This is a genomic window from Bacillus sp. P4_E1 (genome assembly GCF_056401715.1).
The window spans coordinates 1-23,915 of sequence record NZ_JBFUIV010000006.1 but is presented as its reverse complement, the minus strand read 5'-3'; the positions used below and the strand labels follow the sequence as shown (position 1 = coordinate 23,915).

The following is a 23,915-nucleotide window of genomic DNA, read 5'->3' as shown; positions in this document are numbered from 1 at the left end:
AAAAAGGCGAGCCCTCATCATGAGGAAGCTCGCTTTTTTTTATTCTTTAATTTTCGACTTTAAATTTGTAACTAATTGCTGCACCGTTACATTTGCAAGTACGTTTTCCATCGCTTCTTGCGATTGTATTAAAATAATCTCTAATACCGATTGAATATTAGCTCCTACTGGACATTCAATGTTGGGATTTTCATGGAAAGAAAATAGATGTCCTTCTTCTACAACTTCCACAGCTTTATATACATCAAGTAATGTAATTTCATCTAAATCACGAGCAAGTGTCGTACCACCTTTACCAGCTTGTACATCAACAAGTCCTGCTCTCTTCAACATTCCTGTAATGCGACGAATCACAACTGGATTTGTATTCACACTACCAGCAATCCATTCAGAGGTACAGCGAGAGTTTCGATCTATTGCAAGTAACGTTAACATATGAACACCTACTGTAAAACGACTACTAATTCCCATCTGCACACCCTCCTTTTTATTCATTCTATTAAAAGACGACTCTTATCATTATATACTATTTTTAATTTATACATAAAGTGAAACTTTAATCAGTGGGGGTTTTGTTCATCCCCCACTGATTATTAGTTGAACCAATCGGGCGTTTACGGGCAGTTGATCTCCCATCTAACTTCTTTGCTCCAGCTGAATTTTGAGATGGGAGTTTTACTGCCCGTTAATGCGGGGTAAAGAAAAAGCATGATTCCATTAGAAAATCATGCTTTCCCTCTATTATTGACGCTTTATAAATTTCGCCAAATCTTTAAACTTCACTTTATCAGAGTAATTCATTACACCGTTTACGTAAATGCGGCTTGTAACAGCACTTAATATACCGATTGTCGCTAAAAGACCCGCCAATGTTATCGTAATTTCTAACATACCAGCTTCACCAGCTACAAAGCGTGAGAATGTAACCATCGGGGTGAAGAACGGAACATAAGAGCTTATAACAACAATAGTACTATTTGGGTCACCTAACGATTTAAGACTTATAAAGAATGCTGCAATTATTAAAATTGACACCGGTAGCATTACACCTTGCAAATCCTCAGTCTTAGAAACAACCGCACCAGCAGCTGCATACATCATCGCATACAGGAAATACCCTGTAACAAAATAAATTAGGAACATACCGATAACTTTTGCATCTAACTTTGTAACATCAATTACGCCAAATAATGAACCATTTTCTAAATCTACCCAACCTAGTAAATAAGGAACTAAATAACCACATGCCAATATGACAAGTTGTAATAACGCCGTTGAAACAACCGCTAAAATTTTTGCATACATCATCGTAAGAGGTTTTACTTTCGGAATCATAACTTCCATAACGCGAGAAGCTTTTTCAGAAGCAATATTCATCGCAATTGTGCTTCCGAACGCAACAATAAACATATATAAAGCGAATATAAAGAAATATGCAACTCCGGCAGAGGCAGAACGATCTTTTATTGCTTCTTGTTTTACAGAAATTTCCGTTTGTAATTGTTGTGCAATTTCCGGTGAAACATTATGTTTAGCAACCGTTACCGCCATATATTGTCCCTTTAAATAACTAGCTATAATAGTAGAAGTTGTTTCACTGGCGAACCCATTAAACATATACGTGACTTCTGGAACTCCATTCTTTTCAGTTACACGAAACAAACCGTCTAACTCGCCTTCTTCTACTTGTTTATGTAGTTTATTAAAATCTTCTTTTGAACCAATTGTTAGTTTAGCTGATGGTAATAATTTATTTAACTCTTCTTTTTGTATTTTATATGTGGAACTCTCTGTCACAACTGCAATTTTATCTTTATCCTTATTTTTATCATTACTTGAAGTGAAATGATTAAATGCAAAAATACCAAACACAACTAAAAATAAAATCGCACTCGTAATTAATGATTTTTTAGATAAAAACGCTTCCTTAAAATAAAATGAAAATACATGAGAAAATTTACGCATCTTTATTTCGCCCTCTCTACAAAGATTTCGTTTAACGTCGGCTCTAACATTTTAAATTGTCGTAAGCTAATACCTTGCTCTTGCAACTGTTGCAAAATCTTTAGAGCTTCTGCATCACCTTGTACTTTTACATAAAGAAGGCCTTGTTGTTTTTCATACGGAACGTGTATAGCTTCTAATCCCTTTTCATTCTCTACTGTATCTTCAATAGTTAAATTACGGAAACCGTATTCTTTCTTAATATCACTTAACTGCCCTTCTACGACCGCTTCGCCTTTTTTCAAAATACATACATGTTGGCAAAAAGCCTCTACTTGCTCCATACGATGACTTGATAAAATAATTGTCTTCCCACTCTGTACTTGTTCTCCAATAATATTAGCTAACATTCCCGCATTAACTGGATCAAGTCCGCTAAATGGTTCATCTAAAATAAGAAGTTCTGGATCATGAAGAAGAGCAGCAATCAATTGAATTTTTTGTTGATTCCCTTTCGAAAGCTCCCCTGCCGTTTTAAATTTATATTCTGGGATTGCTAATCGCTCTAACCAGTGATCAATTGCAAGATCCACTTCTTTTTTCGTCATTCCTTCTAATCTGCCAAAATATCGCAACTGATCTATTACTCTACTTTTTGTATATAATCCTCTTTCTTCTGGTAAATATCCAATTGTTACCCCGCTATCACCAAATGATTTTCCATCCCACGTAATAGAACCTTCATTTGGCGTTAATAAACCTAGTAACATTTTAATTGTCGTTGTTTTCCCTGCACCATTTCGGCCAAGTAACCCTAACACTTCACCTTTCGGTAACGAGATTTGCAAACCATTAACTGCTTTAGATTCTCCGAATATTTTTGTTAAGTTTTGAATTTGTAAACTCAATGTATAAAGCCTCCCCTTTAGTATCATTCGTACCCTCTGTTAAAGCCTATGATTGTTCAGAATGAAATATAGTACTATATTTCATTCTCTTATATGTATCACTACACCTAACCCATGATTTGTTTCATTTAGTTAAAATTGTAAATAAAAATCCCGTTTTTGTCAATTATAATTGTCATTACGACAATAAAACTTGTCAAAATAATTATTATTATTTAACCCATCTTTCTAATATAGGACAAACTACTACATATACAAAAGACAATATGCAAATGTTCATAAAAAAAAATATAAAAAGCATTATATTTTAATATATAATATTAAATGATTTACTAACATCAAGGAGGATACATATGAAGATGAAGAGGGGTATTACCACTTTATTATCTGTAGCCGTTCTTTCCACATCGCTTGTAGCATGTTCAGGAACAGCTGAGAAAACAGTGGCGAAAGAAGAAAAAGTAAAATTAACAGACCAGCAATTGATGGCTGATTTATGGTATCAAACAGCTGGTGAAACGAAAGCACTATACTACCAAGGATACAATATTGGTCAATTGAAGCTTGATGCAGCTCTTGCAAAAGGCACAAACAAAAAACCTGCTATCGTACTTGATTTAGATGAAACTGTTTTAGATAACAGTCCCCATCAAGCAATGAGCGTAAAAACAGGAAAAGGCTATCCTTATAAATGGGACGATTGGATTAATAAAGCTGAAGCTGAAGCTCTTCCAGGCGCGATTGATTTCTTAAAATATACAGAGTCTAAAGGTGTAGATATTTACTACATCTCAAATCGCAAAACGAATCAACTAGATGCAACTATTAAAAACCTTGAGCGCGTTGGTGCTCCACAAGCAACAAAAGAGCATATCTTATTACAAGATCCGAAAGAAAAAGGGAAAGAAAAACGTCGTGAACTTGTTTCTCAAACACATGACATCGTCCTATTCTTCGGTGACAACTTATCTGATTTCACTGGTTTTGATGGGAAATCTGTAAAAGATCGCAATGAAACAGTGGCAGAATCAAAAGCACAATTTGGTGAGAAATTCATCATTTTCCCTAATCCAATGTACGGTGATTGGGAAGGTGCTCTATATGACTATAATTTCAAAAAATCAGATGCAGAAAAAGACAAAATCCGTCGTGACAATTTAAAATCATTTGATGCAAAATAACAAAGAGGATGGCCTTCGCCATCCTCTTTTATTGCATATTTCTTGTTAAAGGTAAAATAAATACTTCTACACGTCTATTTTTCGCTTTTCCTTCTGGCGTATCATTTGGTGCAATTGAACGGTATTCTCCATAACCAACTGCACTAAATTTTTCTGGTTGCAATTCTTTATTTTGAAGTAACACCTGCATAAAATTAACTGCACGCTGCGTACTTAATTCCCAATTCGATGCAAACTGTGCGTTTGAAATAGGAACATTGTCTGTATGGCCCGATACGGTAATTTCACGAGGTGATGCTGAAACAAGTAGGTTAGACATCTCTTTTGCAATCCCTAACGATTCCAATTTCACATCTGCTTTCCCTGAGTCAAATAGTACATTTTCTAATATTGTTACCATTAAACCTTTTTCGGTTAAATCGGTTTTAAAAGAAGAAGATAATTGCTTTTCCTCAATATACTTATCAATACCTTTTTGTACTGCTTTTAATTCATTCATTTCTTGCTTTTTCACTTCAGCTTCAGCATCTTTTTTGATCTTCTCAGATTCCAAACTACTTGCCGATAACTCTTTTTCTTCCTTTGGTTTTTGATCACTTAAAAACTCTTTATTTCCTGTTCCACCTGCTAGTTCACTTCGAAAAGCTACTGCCATCTGTTTAAATTTCGCAGCATCTATACTACTCATTGCGAATAATACGATGAACAATGCAAATAACAACGTTAACATATCAGAATATGGAATTAACCAAGTTTCATCGATATGCTCTTCATGTTTTTTCTTTTTGCCTCTTCTATTTTTCTTACTCCGCATTTTTTTCTGCTCCTTTTTCTAGCTTTTTACGCTCAGTTGCAGAAAGTGCACCTAAAATGCGGTTCTTCATAATAAACGGATATGTACCTTCTTGTAACATTAATAAACAATCAATAATTAAACGTTTCTTCTCTAATTCAGCAGCAGACTTTTGCTTTAATTTATTTGCAAACGGATGCCATAATACGTAACCTGAAAAAATACCGAAAATCGTTGCAATAAACGCACCTGAAATAGCATGCCCTAGCTTTTCAATATCAGTTAAATTTCCAAGTGCAGCTACAAGACCAATAACAGCACCTAAAACCCCTAGTGTAGGTGCATATGTACCAGCTTGCGAAAAAATAGCAGCCCCTTTTGCATGTCTCTCTTCAATCGCTTCTAATTCGGCTTCTAAAATTTGTTCTAAGTCCTCTGCAGATACACCATCAATAACAAATTTCATACCACGCAAAAGAAATTCATCTTCAATTTCATCTAATTGTTGCTCTAAAGACAAAATACCGTATTTTCTACTCTCAGATGTCCAATGAACAAATAATTCTAGCAATTGTTCATAACTTAAATCTTTTTTATTTGAACCAAAAAGAACTTTAAATAATTTTGGAACTTTTTTTAGTTGATTCATCGGAAATGCAATACACACTGCAGCAAATGTACCGACGAAAATAATTAGTGCTGCGGCAGGATTTAGTAAAGCTGTTATGTCAGCGCCCTTGACGACCATCCCTACGACTACCGCTAATACTCCTAAAATGATTCCAATAATTGTTGCAAAATCCATTCCCATTCACTCCTAGTCTATACAAGAGGTCTTTTATTCTCGATAATCGCTACATCTTCTTATATACATATATTACATAAAAAATGCACTTCATGAAAGATAAGAAATGAATTATATGAAAAAATACTACATTTTCACACATTTTCTGACATTTTCTTTGCGTTTCTATTACGTTACGACTCTTATATTTCTTTTTCAACAAACTAGACTTATAATAAAAACGATACATATTTTATTAAGAAAGGACAGTGATTACAGGGCATCATGAAAAAAATAATAATTATTTCTGCCGCTACTATTGTAATCGGTATCACATCTTTCGTTTACTTTGGTTCTAAATCACCACTACAAAACGAAGCGAAAGCTGTCGAAAATCAAAAACATAATAACCACCAAAAAGAAGAGATTCCTGCTTTTCAAAAAGCTGATCATAATGCAAAGAAACTAGATGATAATTTTTCCGTTGTAACAAATCCAGATTCTGCTCTTGTATTAGTCAATAAACATCGTAAATTACCAGATGGGTACATTCCAGAAGATTTGACGAAACCGAACGTACCATTTACTAGTCCAAAAGATAAAGAGAAAACATTACTTCGCAAAGATGCTGCAGACGCTCTTGAAAAAATGTTCCAAGCAGCGAAAGAAGAAGGTTTAGAACTTACAGCAGTTTCAGGTTACCGTTCTTACAAACGCCAACAGTCATTACATAATACATATATTAAACGCCAAGGAAAAGCTGAGGCTGATTCGGTAAGTGCAATTCCTGGAACAAGTGAGCATCAAACCGGTCTAGCAATGGATATTAGCTCAAAATCTGCTAAATTCCAATTAGAACCAATCTTCGGAGAGACAGCAGAAGGAAAATGGGTTGCAGAACATGCCCATGAGTTCGGATTTGTCATTCGTTATTTAGAGGATAAAACAAAAACAACAGAGTATGCATATGAACCGTGGCACTTACGCTACGTCGGTAATCCATACGCCACATACATATATAAGCACCACCTAACATTAGAAGAGGCGATGGAGGACAAAAAATAAGAGAGCGAATCGCTCTCTTATTTTTCTTTTATTCTATTATAATAGCAATTCCTTCCATTCCTCAGGCCACGGTTCGCCTCTTCCAGTTTTTTTCGATGCTTGGACCATCATACCGCGTCCAACTAAACAAACTTCTCCTTCTGCATTTTTGACCATATAGTGTAAATCTAAAGAGGAATTCCCAACCGCTCCCGCCTTTACATATACTTTCAACTGCTCATCAAAATAAATTTGTTTAATAAAATTGCATTGTAGATCTGCGACGACTATCATCGTTTCTGATGATTCATGTGTCCATTCTTGCATAAATCCGAGTTCTTTAAACAATGCGATACGCGCTTCTTCAAAATATGTAAAAGCAACGACATTATTTACATGTCCAAACATATCTACTTCACCAAAACGAACTTTGACAGGATTATAAAATGAAAAACCACTTTCCCATTGCTCAAAGTCTTCAATATAAGAAATTCTCTTCATCGTTCCCTCTCCTTTTCGCCCTTAAAATAAAGTGAAACTTTAATCAGTGGGGGCTTTGTTCATCCCCCACTGATTATTAGTTGAACCAATCGGGCGTTTACGGGCAGTTGATCTCCCACCTAGCTTCTTTGCTCCACCTGAATTTTGAGGTGGGAGTTTTACTGCCCGTTAATGCGGGATAAACTGAATAAACAGAAATATAAAGTTATAAATATTGCCTCTTCAACATGAAGAGGCAATATTTATTAATAGTTATTGTCGCTACCAAAGAAATCTTTGAACGATTGAATTGTTGTATCACGGTTTAATGCTGCAATTGAAGTTGTTAATGGAATACCTTTCGGACATGATTGCACACAGTTTTGAGAGTTACCACAGTTTGCAAGTCCTCCATCACCCATAATTGCACGTAAGCGATCTGCTTTATGCATTTCACCAGTTGGATGCGAGTTAAATAAACGTGCTTGTGAAAGCGGTGCTGGACCAATAAAGTCAGACTTACTGTTTACGTTCGGACATGACTCTAAGCAAACACCACATGTCATACATTTCGAAAGTTCATATGCCCATTGACGCTTTTTCTCTGGCATTCTTGGACCTGGTCCTAGGTCGTACGTACCGTCGATTGGAATCCAAGCTTTAACACGTTTTAACGCGTTAAACATACGGCTACGGTCAACTTGTAAATCACGTACAATCGGGAATGTCTTCATCGGCTTTAAGCGAATTGGTTGCTCTAACTGGTCAATAAGGGCTGTACATGATTGACGTGGTTTTCCGTTAATCACCATCGAACATGCTCCACATACTTCCTCTAAGCAGTTCATATCCCATGCAATCGGAGTTGTTTGGTTCCCTTTTGAGTCGACAGGATTACGGCGAATTTCCATAAGCGCCGAAATAATATTCATATTAGGACGATATGGAATTTCAAACTCTTGGTCAAACTCTTGTGCATCTGGGCCATCTTGTCTCGTAATGATGAGGCGGATTGTTTTCTCAGACATGTTGTTTATCCCCCTTCTCTTCACCCTTAGCAGCTACATCATGTTTTGAGGAATAGTCACGTTTACGTGGTTTAATTAATGAAACATCCACTTCTTCGTAATTGAATGCTGGTGCCTTTCCTTCTCCCTCAAATTTCGCCATCGTAGTTTTTAAGAAGTTTGCATCATCACGATTTGGGAATTCTGGTTTGTAATGCGCTCCGCGGCTTTCATTACGGTTATATGCGCCAATTGTAATAACACGTGCTAACTCGAACATATTTGCAAGTTGGCGTGTAAATGAAGCACCCTGGTTACTCCATCTTGCTGTATCGTTAATGTTAATGCGTTTGTAACGCGCCATTAACTCTTCAATTTTCGCATCAGTTTCTAGTAACTTTTTATTTTCACGAACTACTGTAACGTTATCTGTCATCCATTCTCCAAGCTCTTTATGAAGAACATATGCATTTTCGTTACCATCAAGCATTAAAATATTGTTAAATTTCTCTGTTTCAATTAATTCATTTTGCTCATATACAGTAGATGCAACAGCATCAGATGATTTAGAAAGACCTTTCATATACTCAATTGCGTTCGGTCCTGCTACCATACCACCGTAAATTGCTGATAATAATGAGTTCGCACCAAGGCGGTTACCACCGTGCATAGAATAATCACACTCACCTGCTGCAAATAAACCTGGAATACTTGTCATTTGCTTATAATCAACCCATAATCCGCCCATTGAATAGTGAACTGCTGGGAAGATTTTCATTGGTAGTTTACGAGGATCATCACCTGTAAATTTCTCATAGATTTCAATAATTCCACCAAGTTTAATATCTAGTTCTTTCGGATCTTTATGAGAAAGATCTAAGTACACCATGTTTTCACCGTTAATACCTAGTTTTTGCTCTACGCAAACATCAAAGATTTCACGCGTTGCAATATCACGAGGTACAAGGTTTCCGTAAGCTGGATATTTTTCTTCTAAGAAGTACCATGGCTTACCATCTTTATACGTCCAAACACGTCCACCTTCACCACGTGCAGATTCACTCATAAGACGTAACTTATCGTCTCCAGGAATTGCCGTTGGATGAATTTGAATGAACTCACCGTTCGCATAATATGCACCTTGTTGATATACAGCAGACGCTGCTGTACCTGTATTAATAATAGAGTTTGTTGATTTTCCAAAGATGATACCAGGGCCCCCTGTTGCCATAATCACGGCATCAGCTTGGAAACTTTTTATCTCCATAGTTTGTAAGTCTTGCGCGACGATTCCTCGGCACACACCTTCATCATCTACAACAGCTCGTAAGAAATCCCAACCTTCATATTTCGTTACAAGTCCTGCTACTTCATGACGACGTACTTGCTCATCTAATGCATATAGTAATTGTTGACCAGTTGTTGCGCCAGCAAATGCTGTACGGTGATGTTGTGTTCCACCGAAACGACGGAAATCCAGAAGTCCTTCTTCCGTACGGTTGAACATAACACCCATGCGGTCCATTAAATGAATAATACCAGGTGCTGCATCACACATCGCTTTAACTGGTGGTTGGTTCGCTAAGAAGTCCCCACCATAAATTGTATCGTCAAAGTGGATCCATGGAGAATCCCCTTCACCTTTTGTATTTACGGCACCGTTAATTCCACCTTGGGCACATACAGAATGTGAACGTTTTACTGGTACTAAAGAAAATAGTTCAACATTTACTCCTGCTTCTGCCGCTTTAATCGTTGCCATTAAGCCGGCCAAGCCACCGCCGACTACTATAAGTTTCCCTTTCATGCTCTCCCACTCCTTACTGGTTTGCTAGCTGTGGATCGATGAACGCTAATAATGCACTCACACCTACATAAGATAGACCTAAGAAAATAGCTAATGTTACATAAGTAGAGATTCTTTGTGAACGTGGAGATACTGTAATTCCCCAGCTTATACAGAATGTCCATAGTCCATTTGCAAAGTGGAAAATTGTTGAAACAACACCAACTAAATAGAAACCAAACATAAATGGGTTGTTTAAAATATCTGCCATCATATCATAGTTTACCTCTTTACCTAACAATGCTTGAATACGAGTTTCCCAGACGTGCCAAGAAATGAAGATCAGCGTAACGATACCTGAAATTCGTTGGAAGACGAACATCCAGTTACGGAAATAGCCGTAAGATACCGCATTGTTCTTAGCTGTAAATGCAATATATAAGCCATATATAGCATGGTACAGTATAGGTAAAAAGATGATGAAAATTTCTAGCGCATACCGGAATGGAAGGAGCTCCATAAAGCCTGCAGCTTTGTTAAAAGCCTCTGCTCCTCTTGTTGCAAAGTTGTTTACAATTAAATGTTGCGTCAAAAAGACACCAACCGGAATGACCCCCATTAATGAGTGCCACTTACGAAACGTATACTCGCGGCCTTTCATGTCCCCATTACCCCCTTGAATGTTTGACTGCTGTTTTCAGATTAATTTACAACAATAATGTTTTTTCACTATTGGCATAAGAAAAACTGAAAAAATTATTCAAAATATTTCAGCATAATTTAATACCAAGTTCATTTTACCCCTATTTTTGTCGAAGCGTCAAGAAAACGTATACATAATTTGCATATAATTTGCCAATTCTTTTTTTTTCTTATATATTCAGATTTCCCCAAAGAAAAATCTATTTTTATAAATGAAAAATGTTATATAATAATCCCTATAGAAAGAGGGGAATATTGTGAGCAAAAATACAATCGATATAACATCTTTAGAAGATGTTTCATTGAACGCCTTCGCTTATGAATTGCTACGTGAAGAATTACTACCTGATTTAATTGGTAACGATTTAGATGGTATTTTATACTGGGCCGGTAGAAACCTTGCGAGAAAATATCCGCTAGAAACAATTGAAGAAGTCATTCAGTTTTTTGAAAAAGCTGGTTGGGGCACTTTAAGCATCATTGAACATAAACGTCGTGAAATGCAGTTTCAACTTAAAGGTACACTTATTACTGAGCGTCAAAAACAAAAAAGACATTCATCTTATCAATTAGAAGCTGGATTTATCGCCGAGCAAATTCAAAGACAAAGAAACGTCGTTGCAGAGTCCTATGAGGAACAGAAAAAGCGTTCAGACTCTATTACATTTCTTGTTAAATGGGATATAAAAGATCTCATTGAAGTGTAGCATCTACCTACAGTCAACTAGACATATAAGTTTAGTTGACTTTTTTGTATATTCATTCAGATGAGTTTATTTTAAATCTTCAGAAATTATACCAAAAAACAGAAGACGTTGTAAACTACAACGTCTTCTTATCTGTTAAATAAGTATATATCATCTCTGCAACATTTTTCGGCATACCTGCTTCGACAAATTCAGCTATGGAAGCTTCTTTCATCTTTTTTAACGAGCCAAAATGTTTTAACAATACCTTTTTTCGTTTATCGCCGATTCCTGGAATATCATCCAATGCTGATTGAATGACCGATTTCCCGTGCAACTGGCGATGGAATGTAATTGCAAATCTATGCACTTCATCTTGAATGCGTTGCAATAAATAAAATTCTTGGCTATTCCTCTCAAGCATCACAGGTTCAGGTGGATCTCCAATAATTAAATGGGAGGTTTTATGTTTGTCATCTTTTACAAGCCCTGCCATCGGAATATATAAACCGAGTTCGTTCTCCAGAACATCACTTGTAGCGGCCAGATGGCCTTTTCCACCATCAATAATGATTAAATCTGGTAAAGGTAAATTCTCTTTAAGCGCCCTCGTATAACGGCGTCTTACAACTTCCCTCATAGATTCGTAATCATCAGGACCTTGAACCGTTTTAATTTTATATTTCCGATATTCTTTCTTTGCTGGTTTCCCATCGATAAAAGCAATCATTGCGGAAACGGGATTTGTCCCTTGAATATTCGAGTTATCAAACGCTTCAATACGATATGGGGTTTCAATGCCCAGCTGCTTCCCTAAATTATCAATGGCTTTAACCGTCCGCTCTTCATCACGTTCAATTAAGTGAAATTTCTCTTCTAGTGCAATTTTTGCGTTTTTATTTGCTAATTCTACAAGGTCTTTTTTCTTCCCACGCTTCGGCTGTGTCGCTTCAACTTCTAAAAAGCGCTCTACTAATTCTGAATCTATACTTCCTGGAACAACAATTTCCTTCGGCTTGAAATGACTACTGTTTTCATAAAATTGACCGATAAAAGTTAAAAATCCCTCTTCTGGTTCATCATAAATCGGGAACATAGAAACATCACGTTCAATTAGCTTTCCTTTTCGAACGAAGAAAACTTGAACACACATCCACCCTTTATCAACTGCATATCCAAACACATCACGATCCACTAAATCACTCATAATCATCTTTTGCTTTTCCATAATTGCATCAATATGAGCAATTTGATCTCGCAACTCTTTCGCCCGTTCAAATTCTAGCTTTTCTGAAGCCTCATACATCTTCGTTTCTAATTCTGAACGAATTTCTTTATGCCCACCGTTTAAGAATTTAATAATTTCATCAACAATTTCTTTGTTTTGCTCATCCGTTACTTCTTTCACACAAGGTGCTAAACATTGACCCATATGATAATACAAGCAAACTTTATCTGGCATATTTGAACATTTACGAAGTGGATACATACGATCTAATAATTTCTTTGTTTCATGTGCCGATTGTGCATTTGGATAAGGCCCAAAGTACTTTCCTTTATCCTTTTTTACATTTCGCGTAATGAGTAAGCGCGGCTGTTTTTCAGCTGTAATTTTAATGAAAGGATATGTTTTATCATCTTTTAATTGAATATTATATTTTGGATCATATTTTTTTATTAAATTTAACTCTAAAATAAGAGCCTCCAAATTTGAGGAAGTCACAATATATTCAAAATCAACAATTTCTCCAACAAGCCGAAGTGTTTTCCCATCATGCGAACCAGTAAAGTACGAGCGCACACGATTTTTGAGTACCTTTGCTTTTCCGACATATATAACCGTTCCCTGCTTATCCTTCATTAAATAACAACCAGGTTGATCGGGCAAAATTGCTAACTTCTCTTTTAAATGCTCGTGCACTCGTCTCCCTCCATTTCTACATGCTTATCATTTTTATTTTCACATAAAAACATACTATGCCAAAACACCCAACATACGTTCTTTTATTGTAACGGAAAGGTTGTAAAAAAGAAAATAAAAAAAGCTACCAAATGGTAGCTTCTTTATTTTAGAAGTGTTTAGAAACTAATTCTACTAACGCTTCTTTCGGTTTATATCCTAACGCTTGATCAACCACTTTACCGTCTTTTAATACGAAAAGAGCTGGAATGCTCATTACTTCGAATTGACGAGCAGTTTCTTGGTTTTCATCAACGTCCACTTTTACTACTTTTACTTTCTCGCCTAACTCTGAATCGATTTCCTCTAATACAGGAGCGATCATTTTACAAGGTCCGCACCAAGGCGCCCAGAAATCTAATAGTACAACACCTTCGCTAGTTTCAGCTGCGAAGCTTTGGTCATTTGCATTTATAATTGCCATTTTATTTCCTCCTTCAAGTATATTCTACCAAGAGTATATCATTAACTTTTATACGTGGCGAATATTATGTATCGTTATGTATTGTAACAAAAAAATGTTCCTTTATACTATATAAAAATATGGATGAAATACTAAAAAGATGAGAGACAGGGGATCTCTCACCTTTTTCTATATATAGGGGTACTTCACTTGGAACTCAAGGGTACTCAAATCATGAATGTACTTTTAACTTTTTAAACTCTTCTGTTAAAAGAGGTAATACTTCAAACAGATCACCGACAATACCATAGTCAGCTACTTTGAAGATACTAGCTTCTGGATCTTTATTAATCGCAACAATTATTTTTGAATTAGACATACCAGCTAAATGCTGAATCGCACCAGAAATCCCGCATGCAATGTATAGGTCTGGTGTAACAACTTTACCTGTTTGACCAATTTGTAATGAATAATCACAGTACTCTGCATCACAAGCACCACGAGATGCTCCAACAGCGCCGCCTAGTACGTCAGCTAATTCTTTTAACGGTTTAAATCCTTCTTCACTCTTCACACCACGTCCGCCAGCTATAATAACTTTCGCTTCAGAAAGATCAACACCTTCTGCAGTTTTACGGACAACATCTTGAATGATTGTACGTAAATCTTTCACATCAACTGTAATAGAAGACACGTCAGCTGTGCGAGACTCGTCTTTTTCAAGAGTTGCAATGTTATTTGGACGCACTGTCGCAAATAATATACCATCTGTTACAATCTTCTTCTCAAATGCTTTACCAGAGTAAATCGGACGAGTGAAGATAACATTTCCACCTTCAACTTCTAAAGCCGTTACGTCAGAAATTAAACCAGCTTCTAATTTCGCTGCTAATTTTGGTGATAAATCTTTACCAAGTGCCGTATGTCCAAATACAATGCCTTCTGGCTTTTCTTCAGCATATACAGCTAAAAACGCTTGTGCATATCCATCAGATGTATATGATTTTAATTTATTATTTTCAACTGTCACAACGCGATCTGCACCGTAATGAATCAATTCATTTGCAAAAGAGGCAACGCTGTCTCCAACTAGAAGACCTACCACTTCACCGCCTTCTGCAATTGTTTTTGCTGCTGCTACCGCTTCAAACGAAACGTTACGTAGCGATCCATCACGAACTTCACCCATTACTAATACTTTACGAGCCATAGATTTTCCCTCCTGCATATATAATTTCGTATTTTATTAGATTACTTTCGCTTCTGTATGGAGCAACGATACAAGTTCTTTTACTTGATCTTGCAGCTCGCCTTGTAACACTTTTCCTGCATCTTTCTTAGGAGGCAAATAGATTTCAATTGTTTTTGTTTTTGCTTCCACATCATCTTCTTCTAGATCTAAATCATCTAATTCTACTTCTTCTAGTGGCTTTTTCTTCGCTTTCATAATACCTGGAAGCGATGGATAACGCGGTTCGTTTAAACCTTGTTGTGCCGTTACTAAAACTGGTAATGACGTTTCAATAACTTCTGTATCACCTTCAACGTCACGCTCAATCTTCACGTTTGTACCGTCAATCTCAAGTTTTGTAATTGTCGTTACGTACGGAATATTTAACGCTTCAGCTACGCGTGGACCAACTTGTCCAGATGCACCGTCAATCGCAACGTTTCCGCCTAAAATTAAATCTGCATCTTTATCTTTTAAATATTCAGCAAGCACTTTTGCTGTTGTAAATTGGTCACCATTCTCAACATCATCTTCAATGTTAATTAGTACCGCTTTATCGCAGCCCATCGCTAATGCTGTGCGAAGTTCTTTTTCACTATCCTCGCCACCAACTGTTATAACAGTAACTTCTCCACCTTGTGCATCTCTTACTTGAATCGCTTCTTCAATCGCATATTCATCGTAAGGGTTGATGATGAATTCCGCTTCGCCATCGTAAATTGCACCGTTTTTAATTACGATTTTTTCTTCTGTATCAAATGTTCGTTTCATGAGTACGTAGATGTTCATTCCATTTACCCCCTTATTTTTCAGAAAGATTCTATCAATTTTAAAATTCTGTTAATTTTTATTAAAAAAATAATTGGACTACCTACCACTAAATGAAGGCTTACGTTTTTCTAAAAACGCTGCTACGCCTTCTCTTCCATCTTCACTCGTAAATACTTCACCAAAAATCTGTGATTCACGCTGTACACCTTCATAATAATGAGACGATTTTGTCGTTTGTAATAACTCTAGCACAGCACGAGTTGTTGCTGGGCTTTTTCCAGCAATCTGTTTTGCAATTTTAAGCGTATCTTCTAAAATGGATTCTTCAGAAAACACTCCGTTAACAAGTCCCCATTGTAATGCTTCTGCACCAGTAATTGGTGTACTTGTTAACATCATTTCACAAGCTTTCGCTTTACCAACATAACGTGGTAAGCGCTGTGTACCTGCAAAACCAGGAATTAATCCAAGTGTTAATTCAGGTAAACCAAGCTTTGTACTTTCAGTTACAAAGCGCATGTGGCAAGACATAGCAAACTCAAGGCCGCCGCCAAGTGCCGCTCCATGAATTGCCGCAATAACTGGTTTTGAGCATTTTTCAACACGCTCAAACGTAACTTGTCCAAGCTGTGCTAACTCTGTTGCTTGCTTAGCTTCAGTAACAGATGTAAATTCTTTAATATCTGCCCCTGCTGAGAAGAAGCGTCCTTCACCATGTAAAACAACAACACGAATGTTATCATCCTTTTCCACTTGATCGATTAATTCAGTAACGTCATGCATAACTTGTGAAGACATCGCATTAGCTGGCGCATGATTTAACGTCGCCACCGCGATATGATCTTCAACTTTTACAGATAGGAATTTCAACATGATCCCTCCCATTATTGACGATAACCACAAGCTGCAATAAGTAGCCCATGTACCGTTTTTGAAAGTGCGACCAGATCATACTTATGATCGCTCATTACCCAATTGGTCACAACTTCATCTACTGTTCCAAAGATCATTTGTCTTGCCACGCGAACGTTTAAATCCGCCTGAAATTCACCTTGCTTTATACCTGTCTCTAAAATCTCATCCATAACTTGTAAGTAGCCTTTTAATACTTCATTTATTTTAAGGCGCAAGTCTTGATTGGACTGCCTTAGCTCTAATTGCGTAACGATAGCAAGAGGATCATTTTGTGACAACAGCAAGAAGTGCGTTTCTACCAACATGAATAACTTCGCTACAGCGCTTTCAATTCCTGCTATTTTTTGACGAATTGTTTCAACAAATTCTCCCATCTTCTCTTGGAATAAGGATATTAATATATCTTCTTTATTTTTAAAATATAAATAAATCGTGCCATCAGCTACCCCAGCTTGCTTTGCAATTTTAGAAACTTGCGCTTGATGGTATCCATTCTCCGCAATCACAATGACTGCAGCATCAATAATCTGATTGTATTTCGGTCTATTTTTCTTCACTTTACTGTCCCCTTCAAGAAGATGACTGAATGAATAGTCATTCATATTCTTATAATACTGACTATTTAGAAAAGTGTCAATCCTATTTTTTCAAAAAGAAAGGGCCTTAGCCCGTTTGCTCATCCTCATTCTTTCTCTTCTCTTCATCTATTAGGACACGGCGTAAAATTTTTCCGACTGTCGTCTTCGGCAACTCACTTCTAAACTCATATACCTTCGGAACTTTGTAAGCTGCTAAATATTTACGTGCAAACTGATCTAATTCCTCTTCAGAACATTCAGCGCCTTCTTTCAAAACAACAAATGCTTTTACAGTTTCCCCTCTGTACGGATCAGGAACACCGATCGTCACTACTTCTTGCACCTTTTCGTGTTCATATAACACTTCTTCTACTTCCCGAGGATATACGTTAAAACCGCTAGCAACAATCATATCTTTCTTACGATCTTTCACATAGAAAAAGCCATCCTCATCCATGTATCCTACATCACCTGTATGAAGCCAGCCATCTTGCAATACAGCCGCCGTTTCTTCTGGCTTATTCCAATACCCTTTCATAATTTGTGGGCCTTTGACAACTATTTCACCAATTTCACCTGAAGGTAATGCCTCTCCTGTTTCAAGTGACATGATAATTGCCTCCGTATCTGGCCACGGTACCCCAATACTTCCTGGTACACGTTTTTCCCACAAGAAATTCCCATGCGTAACAGGTGATGACTCCGTTAATCCATAACCTTCTACTAGTTTACCACCTGTAACGCTCTCAAACTCCTCCTGTACTTCTACAGGAAGCGGTGCAGAGCCACTAATACAAGCCTGAATAGAAGAAATATCATATTCTTTTAAAAGAGGGCTATTTAAAAGAGCAATATAAATGGTCGGCGCTCCTGGAAATAGTGTAACTTTATGTTTTTTAATTGCTTCAAAAACCATTTTCATATCAAACTTCGGAATAAGCACCATTTTATACCCTTGCATAATACTTAAATTCATTACAGCTGTCATTCCGTACACATGAAAAAATGGAAGGACACCAAGGATTACTTCTTCTCCTTCTTTACAATTATATAACCAATGCGCTCCCATTAAAGTGTTCGAAACGAGGTTTTTATGCGTTAACATAACCCCTTTTGGAAATCCTGTCGTTCCCCCCGTATACTGCAAAAGAGCTAGATCATTTTCAGGATCACAGGGAACCTCAACATCAGCATTACTTTCCCTTTCTACTGATTTCCATAGATGAATCGTTTCGCTTTCCGACACATTCACAACAAGATTCGCCTGCTTTTTTTGTACAAATGGATAAAGTAAATTTTTAGGGAATGGTAAGAAATCTGCAATACGAGTTACGATAATGTGCTCCAGCTTTGTGGCATTTTGAACATTAGTAACTCTCGGAAACACTAAATCAAGACAAAGAATGACTTTTGCCCCCGAGTCATGAAGTTGATACTCAAGCTCTCTTTCTGTATAAAGAGGATTCGTTTGTACAACAATCCCCCCCGCAAGCAAAGTACCATAATAACCGATTACGGATTGCGGACAATTCGGCAACATAATCGCAACTCTATCTCCCTTTTCAATACCAAGCCTTTGAAGATAATTCGCAAACTTCTTTACCTTGTCATGGAAATCTGAAAATGTAACATCTTTACCTAAAAAATGAAGCGCTTTCTTTTCTGGATAACGAGAAGCTATTTTCTCTAAATATCCATGAAGTGGCTGAATATCATAAGAAATAGTACTAGGAATTTCCTCTGGATAACTTTTCAACCAAGGTTTTTCCACCTTCATTCCCCCTTCAAATACATAAAAAATAAATGAATGTTCATTCATGATGGTTGTTTTCATTATATTATAGTCATAACAACGTTACAATCATAATATTCTGACTCTTTTATAACTATGCTTTACTTCCTTAACTTCTTATTATATGTAGAAACTCTCCTAATTTTAAAAGAATAAGAGAGTTCACGTTACTTAGCTTAATCTTATAATCGTTAAAACTGCACCAGGTGTAGTCGTTGATAATGTGGCAACAGCTAACAATCCAAACAACTGCAAACTAATTGCACTCCCCGCTGCAAGAGTCGTAATAATTGTCGCACTAAATGAAGTCGTTGCTAATGCGGGAGAATTGATAGTCCCAGCAAGCGGTGCACCATTAATTGTAATTCGCGAACTAACTAATAATGAAGCCGTTATATTAATTGTATATGAAATATAATAATTCCCCGCATTTGCGGCCGTAAATACTGTGTTCCCCCCCGACACTGTAATTCCCGGACCGATATTCTGATTATTTGGAAGTGGGACATTTGTTCCACCAAGAAGCACTGATATTGCCGCTCCTGATGTATTATTCGCAAATGCATACGTCGCAGTTATACTTGTACCTGTTACTCCCGTCGCTCCTGTTTCACCTGTTGCTCCCGTTGCTCCTGTTGGACCTGTTGGACCTGTTGCTCCTGTTGCTCCTGTTGGGCCTGTTGGACCTGTCGCTCCTGTCGCTCCTGTTGCTCCTGTTGGGCCTGTTGGACCTGTTGGACCTGTTGAACCTGTCGCTCCCGTTGCTCCTGTTGCTCCCGTTACTCCCGTTGCTCCCGTTGCTCCTGTTGCTCCTGTTGCTCCTGTTGCTCCTGTTGGACCTGTTGAACCTGTCGCTCCCGTTGCTCCTGTTGCTCCCGTTACTCCCGTTGCTCCTGTTGCTCCTGTTGCTCCTGTTGCTCCTGTTGCTCCTGTTGCTCCTGTTGAACCTGTCGCTCCCGTTGGACCCGTTGCTCCTGTTGCTCCCGTTATTCCCGTTGCTCCTGTTGCTCCCGTTGAACCTGTCGCTCCCGTTGCTCCCGTTATTCCCGTTGCTCCCGTTATTCCCGTTGCTCCCGTTACTCCCGTTGCTCCCGTTGAACCTGTCGCTCCTGTATCACCTGTCGCTCCTGTTGGACCTGTTGGACCGAGCTTAGGAACTGTCCCATCGCAACTAAAACAGCACGAATCAACATGTAAACCATTTTGATTATTACATCCACAATATCCATTTGCATTATTACTCCATAAAGACATGTTGACCCTCCTTCGTGTTCGATCTTTTAAGTAAGCCCACTAATTAAAAATATCTTTCTAATAAAAATCAGTTTTTATTTTCCTTATCAACTACCCGCTCTGGAACAAACCTTTTATAAACAAATTTTTTTCCTTACATTCTAATAAATATTACATGCAATACGCTCTCCTTTCGCTTGTACTTTCGCCTTCCTCATTAAAGGAATTTCAGCTCCTTCAACCTTGATACACGTATGCATTTCAATACGATATATTAAAATCCGTATAAATCATTATTTTTAGTCAAAATTTTAAAAAAATATTGACACTTAAAACGCCCTCATAGTATGATTTTGGTGTTGTAATTGATAACGATTTTCAATATCGTACATATTGCAAATAAAACATTTTATTTGGGGGCAGAAGATGAAGAAAATTTTCAGTATTTTCATAGTAGTTCTTCTATTCGCTGTTGGATGCGGGCAGCAAAAAGAGGAGAAAAAAGAAACAAAAGCGGACAATAAAAATCAAGCTATAACAATTAAACACGCTGAAGGGGAAACGAAGTTAGATAAACCAGCGAAAAAAGTTGTTGTACTTGAGTGGGTATATTCAGAAGACTTATTAGCGCTTGGTGTTCAGCCAGTAGGGATGGCAGACATTAAGAATTATAATAAATGGGTAAATACAGCAACAAAACCAGGTAAAGATGTTGTCGATGTAGGAACACGTCAACAACCAAACTTAGAAGAAATTAGCCGTCTAAAACCAGATTTAATTATCACAGCTTCATTCCGTAGTAAAGCTATTAAAAACGAATTAGAGCAAATCGCTCCTACAGTTATGTTCGATCCATCAACAAGCAATAACGATCACTTTGCTGAAATGACAGAGACATTTAAACAAATTGCAAAAGCAGTTGGAAAAGAAGAAGAAGGTAAAAAAGTATTAGCTGATATGGATAAAACATTTGCAGATGCAAAAGCGAAAATTGACAAAGCAGACTTAAAAGATAAAAACATCGCAATGGTACAAGCATTTACAGCTAAAAACGTACCAACATTCCGTATATTGACTGACAATTCTACAGCTTTACAAGTTACAAAAAAATTAGGTTTAACAAACACTTTTGAAGCTGGGAAATCAGAGGCAGATGGTTTCAAACAAACAACTGTAGAATCATTACAAAGTGTACAAAATTCAAACTTCATTTACATTGTAGCGGATGATGATAACATTTTTGACACGCAACTAAAAGGTAACCCTGCTTGGGAAGGGTTAAATTTCAAAAAAGAAGACAAAATGTATAAATTAAAAGGCGACACTTGGATTTTCGGTGGTCCTGAGTCTGCAAAATCTTTAGCAACACAAGTAGCAGATGTAATGACAGCGAAGAAGTGATTACACGATGAATAGCTTACAACATACACTTCGAGCAAGTCTTGTATTCGGAGGAGGAGCAGCTCTCTTGCTCCTCCTTTTCTTTATTCATATCGGACAAGGGCAAGCAAACATTTCCTATAGTATGATTATTGATGCTCTTATCTCACCGAACCAATCACTAGAGCATCAAACTTTAATCATGCTTCGATTACCTAGAGCTGTAATTGCCATTTTAGCTGGAGGTGCTCTTGCTGCATCTGGAGTCATTTTACAAACGTTAACGAAAAATCCACTTGCTGAATCCAGTACAATGGGTATTCATTCTGGTGCATATTTCTTTCTAGTAGCGGCTACAATTTTCTTACCGAAAGGTCTGCAAGTTAACTCCCTTCTTTTCACATTTATCGGCGGTGCTATTACTGCTTTATTTGTATACCGTATTTCTGGTGGGAAAAAGGGAACCCCACTTAGAATGGCACTAGCTGGTATGGTCGTTACATTAATGCTTTCTGCCTTTACCGGAACGATGCAGCTTTTCTATGAAAATGAAACAGCTGGTTTATTTTTATGGGGAGCTGGATCTCTTATTCAAAATAACTGGGATGGCGTTCAATTTGCCTTTCCATTTATCATTATTTCTTTCCTAGTTTTACTATTTATGTCTCGTAAACTCAACATCCTCTTACTTGGTGATGATGTTGCTGTTTCTCTTGGTGAAAAAACAGCAGTAACACGTCTTATCGCCTTCATTGCTGCGATCTTTTTAACAGCAGTAATTGTAACTGTTGTTGGACCGATTGGGTTTGTCGGCTTAGTTGCACCACACTTAATGCGCCTTATTGGTTATCGGCAACACTTTACCCTCCTTCTCTCCTCTTTCTTATGGGGAGCAATATTATTACTAGGAGCAGACGTTGTTGGTAGATTAATAGATCCAACTGGTGCAGAATTACCTGTCGGGGCAGTTACAGCAATGATTGGATCACCTTGGCTTATTTATTTAGTGTATCGAATGATGAAATCGAAACAATATATGAATGATAACGGCGCAAATGCAGCTGGAGCTAGTTCTCGCTATTACTCTTATAAAAAGGTAATCATTATCTCTATCACACTTTGCATTGTGACGATTGCTCTTGGTGTTACAATCGGTAGTAACGCTTATATCGAAAGTATTACAAATGTTATATCAGGACAATTAACACAATTTGATAAAAATATGATGATGAACCTTCGTTTACCAAGAATGCTCGTTGCTGCTATTGCTGGAGCATGCCTTGCGATAAGCGGACTTGTTTTCCAAGGTATATTACGAAACCCACTTGCCGATCCTTCTATTATTGGTATTTCATCGGGAGCAGGTGTTGGCGCTTTAACTATTATGTATGTCTTTCCCGCACTTCCTGGTTTCTTCCTACCAATTGGTGCATTTATTGGTGGACTACTTGCAGTTGGAATTGTCCTCTTCTTCTCATGGAAATCAGGATTTAGTCCAACAGCTCTTGCTTTAATAGGAATTGGCATTTCAGCRCTCGGCTCAGCGATTATTCAAATCTTTATCGTTAGAGCAAATTTGAATGTTGCTGCGGCCTTAACATGGTTGTCAGGCAGTACGTATGCAAGAGGATGGAATCACTTAGAAAATATCATTCTATATCCATCTCTTATTCTTATACCAATTATCTTTTTCTTAATGAAACAACTTGACGTTCTTGTACTTGGAGATGATTTAGCAACCGGACTCGGGCAGCCTGTAAATAAAACGCGTCTTGCTCTAATTGTGTTAGCGACACTACTTGCATCTGTAAATATCGCAGCTGTCGGTACGATTGCCTTTCTAGGTCTTGTTGCACCACACTTAGCACGAATCGTCGTTGGTATGAATCATCAAAGATTATTCATTTGCTCCGCACTATTTGGAGCAATCCTTCTTTCCATTGCTGATTTACTCGGACGAACAATTGCATACCCGAAAGAAATCCCTTCTGGTCTTGTCGTTGCTGTACTTGGAGCACCTTATTTCTTATGGTTGATGAGGAAGAGCGGGAAGAAGGTTGGTTAAAAAAAGAGGCTTCTTAATATGCAGTGACCCCTGTCAAGTAGACAGTATTTAAAAAGCGCAACTAAGCAACCTGAGTTCTATATTTATATGGACTCAGGTTATTTAATTTCTTTTGAAATCTTTGATGATTATAAAAGTGCATATATTTACGCACGGCAAGTTTGACCTCATTCGCTTTACGGAAGGAGTATAAATGAAAACACTCTGCCTTAAAGTGACTGAAGAAGTTTTCCATACAAGCATTATCCCAACAGTTGCCTCTTCGAGTCGAG

Annotated in this window: 23 protein-coding genes; 5 read left to right on the top strand and 18 right to left on the bottom strand. The window is 37.4% G+C overall.

What is annotated here, in order from left to right:
• Positions 1-39: 39 nt before the first annotated feature.
• The 3 genes from AC1DS7_RS10190 to AC1DS7_RS10180 form a co-directional block, all read right to left on the bottom strand.
• Positions 40-471, bottom strand: a complete 432-nt coding sequence (locus AC1DS7_RS10190; protein WP_002088848.1) for an Rrf2 family transcriptional regulator — start codon at positions 469-471, stop codon at positions 40-42.
• 270 nt (positions 472-741) lie between these two features.
• Positions 742-1,965, bottom strand: coding sequence for an ABC transporter permease (locus AC1DS7_RS10185; protein WP_002143287.1), 1,224 nt, complete (start codon positions 1,963-1,965; stop codon positions 742-744).
• Positions 1,966-1,967: 2 nt separating this feature from the next.
• On the bottom strand, positions 1,968-2,852 hold the full coding sequence (locus AC1DS7_RS10180) for an ABC transporter ATP-binding protein (RefSeq protein WP_002088851.1): 885 nt from the start codon (positions 2,850-2,852) through the stop codon (positions 1,968-1,970).
• A 353-nt stretch (positions 2,853-3,205) separates the two neighbouring features.
• Between AC1DS7_RS10180 and AC1DS7_RS10175 the strand changes: the two genes are divergently transcribed.
• On the top strand, positions 3,206-4,033 hold the full coding sequence (locus AC1DS7_RS10175; RefSeq protein WP_002143288.1) for a 5'-nucleotidase, lipoprotein e(P4) family: 828 nt from the start codon (positions 3,206-3,208) through the stop codon (positions 4,031-4,033).
• A gap of 28 nt (positions 4,034-4,061) precedes the next feature.
• Here the strand turns inward: AC1DS7_RS10175 and motB are convergent, their stop codons facing one another.
• Entirely contained in the window at positions 4,062-4,847 is a 786-nt protein-coding gene (gene motB, locus AC1DS7_RS10170) for a flagellar motor protein MotB (RefSeq protein WP_002088853.1), read from the bottom strand.
• Entirely contained in the window at positions 4,837-5,631 is a 795-nt protein-coding gene (motA, locus tag AC1DS7_RS10165) for a flagellar motor stator protein MotA (RefSeq protein ID WP_002088856.1), read from the bottom strand. The genes motB and motA overlap by 11 nt, the downstream gene beginning before the upstream one ends.
• A 264-nt stretch (positions 5,632-5,895) precedes the next feature.
• Here motA and AC1DS7_RS10160 point away from each other — a divergent pair, with 264 nt between their 5' ends.
• Positions 5,896-6,675 (top strand): M15 family metallopeptidase, encoded by a 780-nt coding sequence (locus tag AC1DS7_RS10160; protein WP_002088858.1) that lies wholly within the window; start codon positions 5,896-5,898, stop codon positions 6,673-6,675.
• 36 nt (positions 6,676-6,711) lie between these two features.
• Here the strand turns inward: AC1DS7_RS10160 and AC1DS7_RS10155 are convergent, their stop codons facing one another.
• The 4 genes from AC1DS7_RS10155 to sdhC all read right to left on the bottom strand — a co-directional run bounded on the left by AC1DS7_RS10155 (position 6,712) and on the right by sdhC (position 10,588).
• Positions 6,712-7,155, bottom strand: coding sequence for an acyl-CoA thioesterase (locus tag AC1DS7_RS10155; protein WP_002088859.1), 444 nt, complete (start codon positions 7,153-7,155; stop codon positions 6,712-6,714).
• A gap of 245 nt (positions 7,156-7,400) precedes the next feature.
• On the bottom strand, positions 7,401-8,162 hold the full coding sequence (gene sdhB, locus AC1DS7_RS10150) for a succinate dehydrogenase iron-sulfur subunit (protein ID WP_002088861.1): 762 nt from the start codon (positions 8,160-8,162) through the stop codon (positions 7,401-7,403).
• Entirely contained in the window at positions 8,155-9,948 is a 1,794-nt protein-coding gene (gene sdhA, locus AC1DS7_RS10145; RefSeq protein WP_476998958.1) for a succinate dehydrogenase flavoprotein subunit, read from the bottom strand. Before sdhA ends, sdhB begins: the two co-directional genes overlap by 8 nt.
• A gap of 13 nt (positions 9,949-9,961) precedes the next feature.
• Positions 9,962-10,588: a succinate dehydrogenase cytochrome B558 gene (gene sdhC, locus AC1DS7_RS10140; protein WP_002015407.1), complete on the bottom strand. Its 627-nt coding sequence runs from the start codon at positions 10,586-10,588 to the stop codon at positions 9,962-9,964.
• A gap of 298 nt (positions 10,589-10,886) precedes the next feature.
• Between sdhC and AC1DS7_RS10135 the strand changes: the two genes are divergently transcribed.
• Complete coding sequence (locus tag AC1DS7_RS10135) at positions 10,887-11,336, top strand: YslB family protein (protein WP_002015405.1); 450 nt, start codon at positions 10,887-10,889, stop codon at positions 11,334-11,336.
• 115 nt (positions 11,337-11,451) lie between these two features.
• Here the strand turns inward: AC1DS7_RS10135 and uvrC are convergent, their stop codons facing one another.
• The 8 genes from uvrC to AC1DS7_RS10095 all read right to left on the bottom strand — a co-directional run bounded on the left by uvrC (position 11,452) and on the right by AC1DS7_RS10095 (position 20,219).
• Complete coding sequence (uvrC, locus tag AC1DS7_RS10130) at positions 11,452-13,236, bottom strand: excinuclease ABC subunit C (protein WP_002129304.1); 1,785 nt, start codon at positions 13,234-13,236, stop codon at positions 11,452-11,454.
• A 148-nt stretch (positions 13,237-13,384) separates the two neighbouring features.
• Positions 13,385-13,699: a thioredoxin gene (gene trxA, locus AC1DS7_RS10125; RefSeq protein WP_000974757.1), complete on the bottom strand. Its 315-nt coding sequence runs from the start codon at positions 13,697-13,699 to the stop codon at positions 13,385-13,387.
• A 211-nt stretch (positions 13,700-13,910) separates the two neighbouring features.
• On the bottom strand, positions 13,911-14,888 hold the full coding sequence (gene etfA, locus AC1DS7_RS10120; protein ID WP_002143292.1) for an electron transfer flavoprotein subunit alpha: 978 nt from the start codon (positions 14,886-14,888) through the stop codon (positions 13,911-13,913).
• A gap of 36 nt (positions 14,889-14,924) precedes the next feature.
• Complete coding sequence (gene etfB, locus AC1DS7_RS10115) at positions 14,925-15,698, bottom strand: electron transfer flavoprotein subunit beta (RefSeq protein ID WP_002184882.1); 774 nt, start codon at positions 15,696-15,698, stop codon at positions 14,925-14,927.
• 78 nt (positions 15,699-15,776) lie between these two features.
• On the bottom strand, positions 15,777-16,553 hold the full coding sequence (locus AC1DS7_RS10110) for an enoyl-CoA hydratase (RefSeq protein ID WP_002088868.1): 777 nt from the start codon (positions 16,551-16,553) through the stop codon (positions 15,777-15,779).
• An 11-nt stretch (positions 16,554-16,564) separates the two neighbouring features.
• Entirely contained in the window at positions 16,565-17,152 is a 588-nt protein-coding gene (locus AC1DS7_RS10105) for a TetR/AcrR family transcriptional regulator (protein ID WP_012261773.1), read from the bottom strand.
• 106 nt (positions 17,153-17,258) lie between these two features.
• Entirely contained in the window at positions 17,259-18,944 is a 1,686-nt protein-coding gene (locus AC1DS7_RS10100; protein WP_256486634.1) for a long-chain-fatty-acid--CoA ligase, read from the bottom strand.
• Positions 18,945-19,136: 192 nt separating this feature from the next.
• Entirely contained in the window at positions 19,137-20,219 is a 1,083-nt protein-coding gene (locus AC1DS7_RS10095; RefSeq protein WP_476998957.1) for a BclA C-terminal domain-containing protein, read from the bottom strand.
• A gap of 405 nt (positions 20,220-20,624) precedes the next feature.
• On the opposite strand from AC1DS7_RS10095, the gene AC1DS7_RS10090 reads away from it, so the two are divergent.
• Complete coding sequence (locus AC1DS7_RS10090) at positions 20,625-21,599, top strand: ABC transporter substrate-binding protein (protein ID WP_002143295.1); 975 nt, start codon at positions 20,625-20,627, stop codon at positions 21,597-21,599.
• Between the two features lie 7 nt (positions 21,600-21,606).
• Complete coding sequence (gene fhuB, locus AC1DS7_RS10085; RefSeq protein ID WP_002143296.1) at positions 21,607-23,643, top strand: Fe(3+)-hydroxamate ABC transporter permease FhuB; 2,037 nt, start codon at positions 21,607-21,609, stop codon at positions 23,641-23,643.
• 61 nt (positions 23,644-23,704) lie between these two features.
• On the opposite strand, the gene AC1DS7_RS10080 is transcribed toward fhuB, so the two are convergent.
• Positions 23,705-23,915: IS3 family transposase (locus AC1DS7_RS10080; RefSeq protein WP_476998956.1), on the bottom strand; the 211-nt coding region annotated here is incomplete at its 5' end.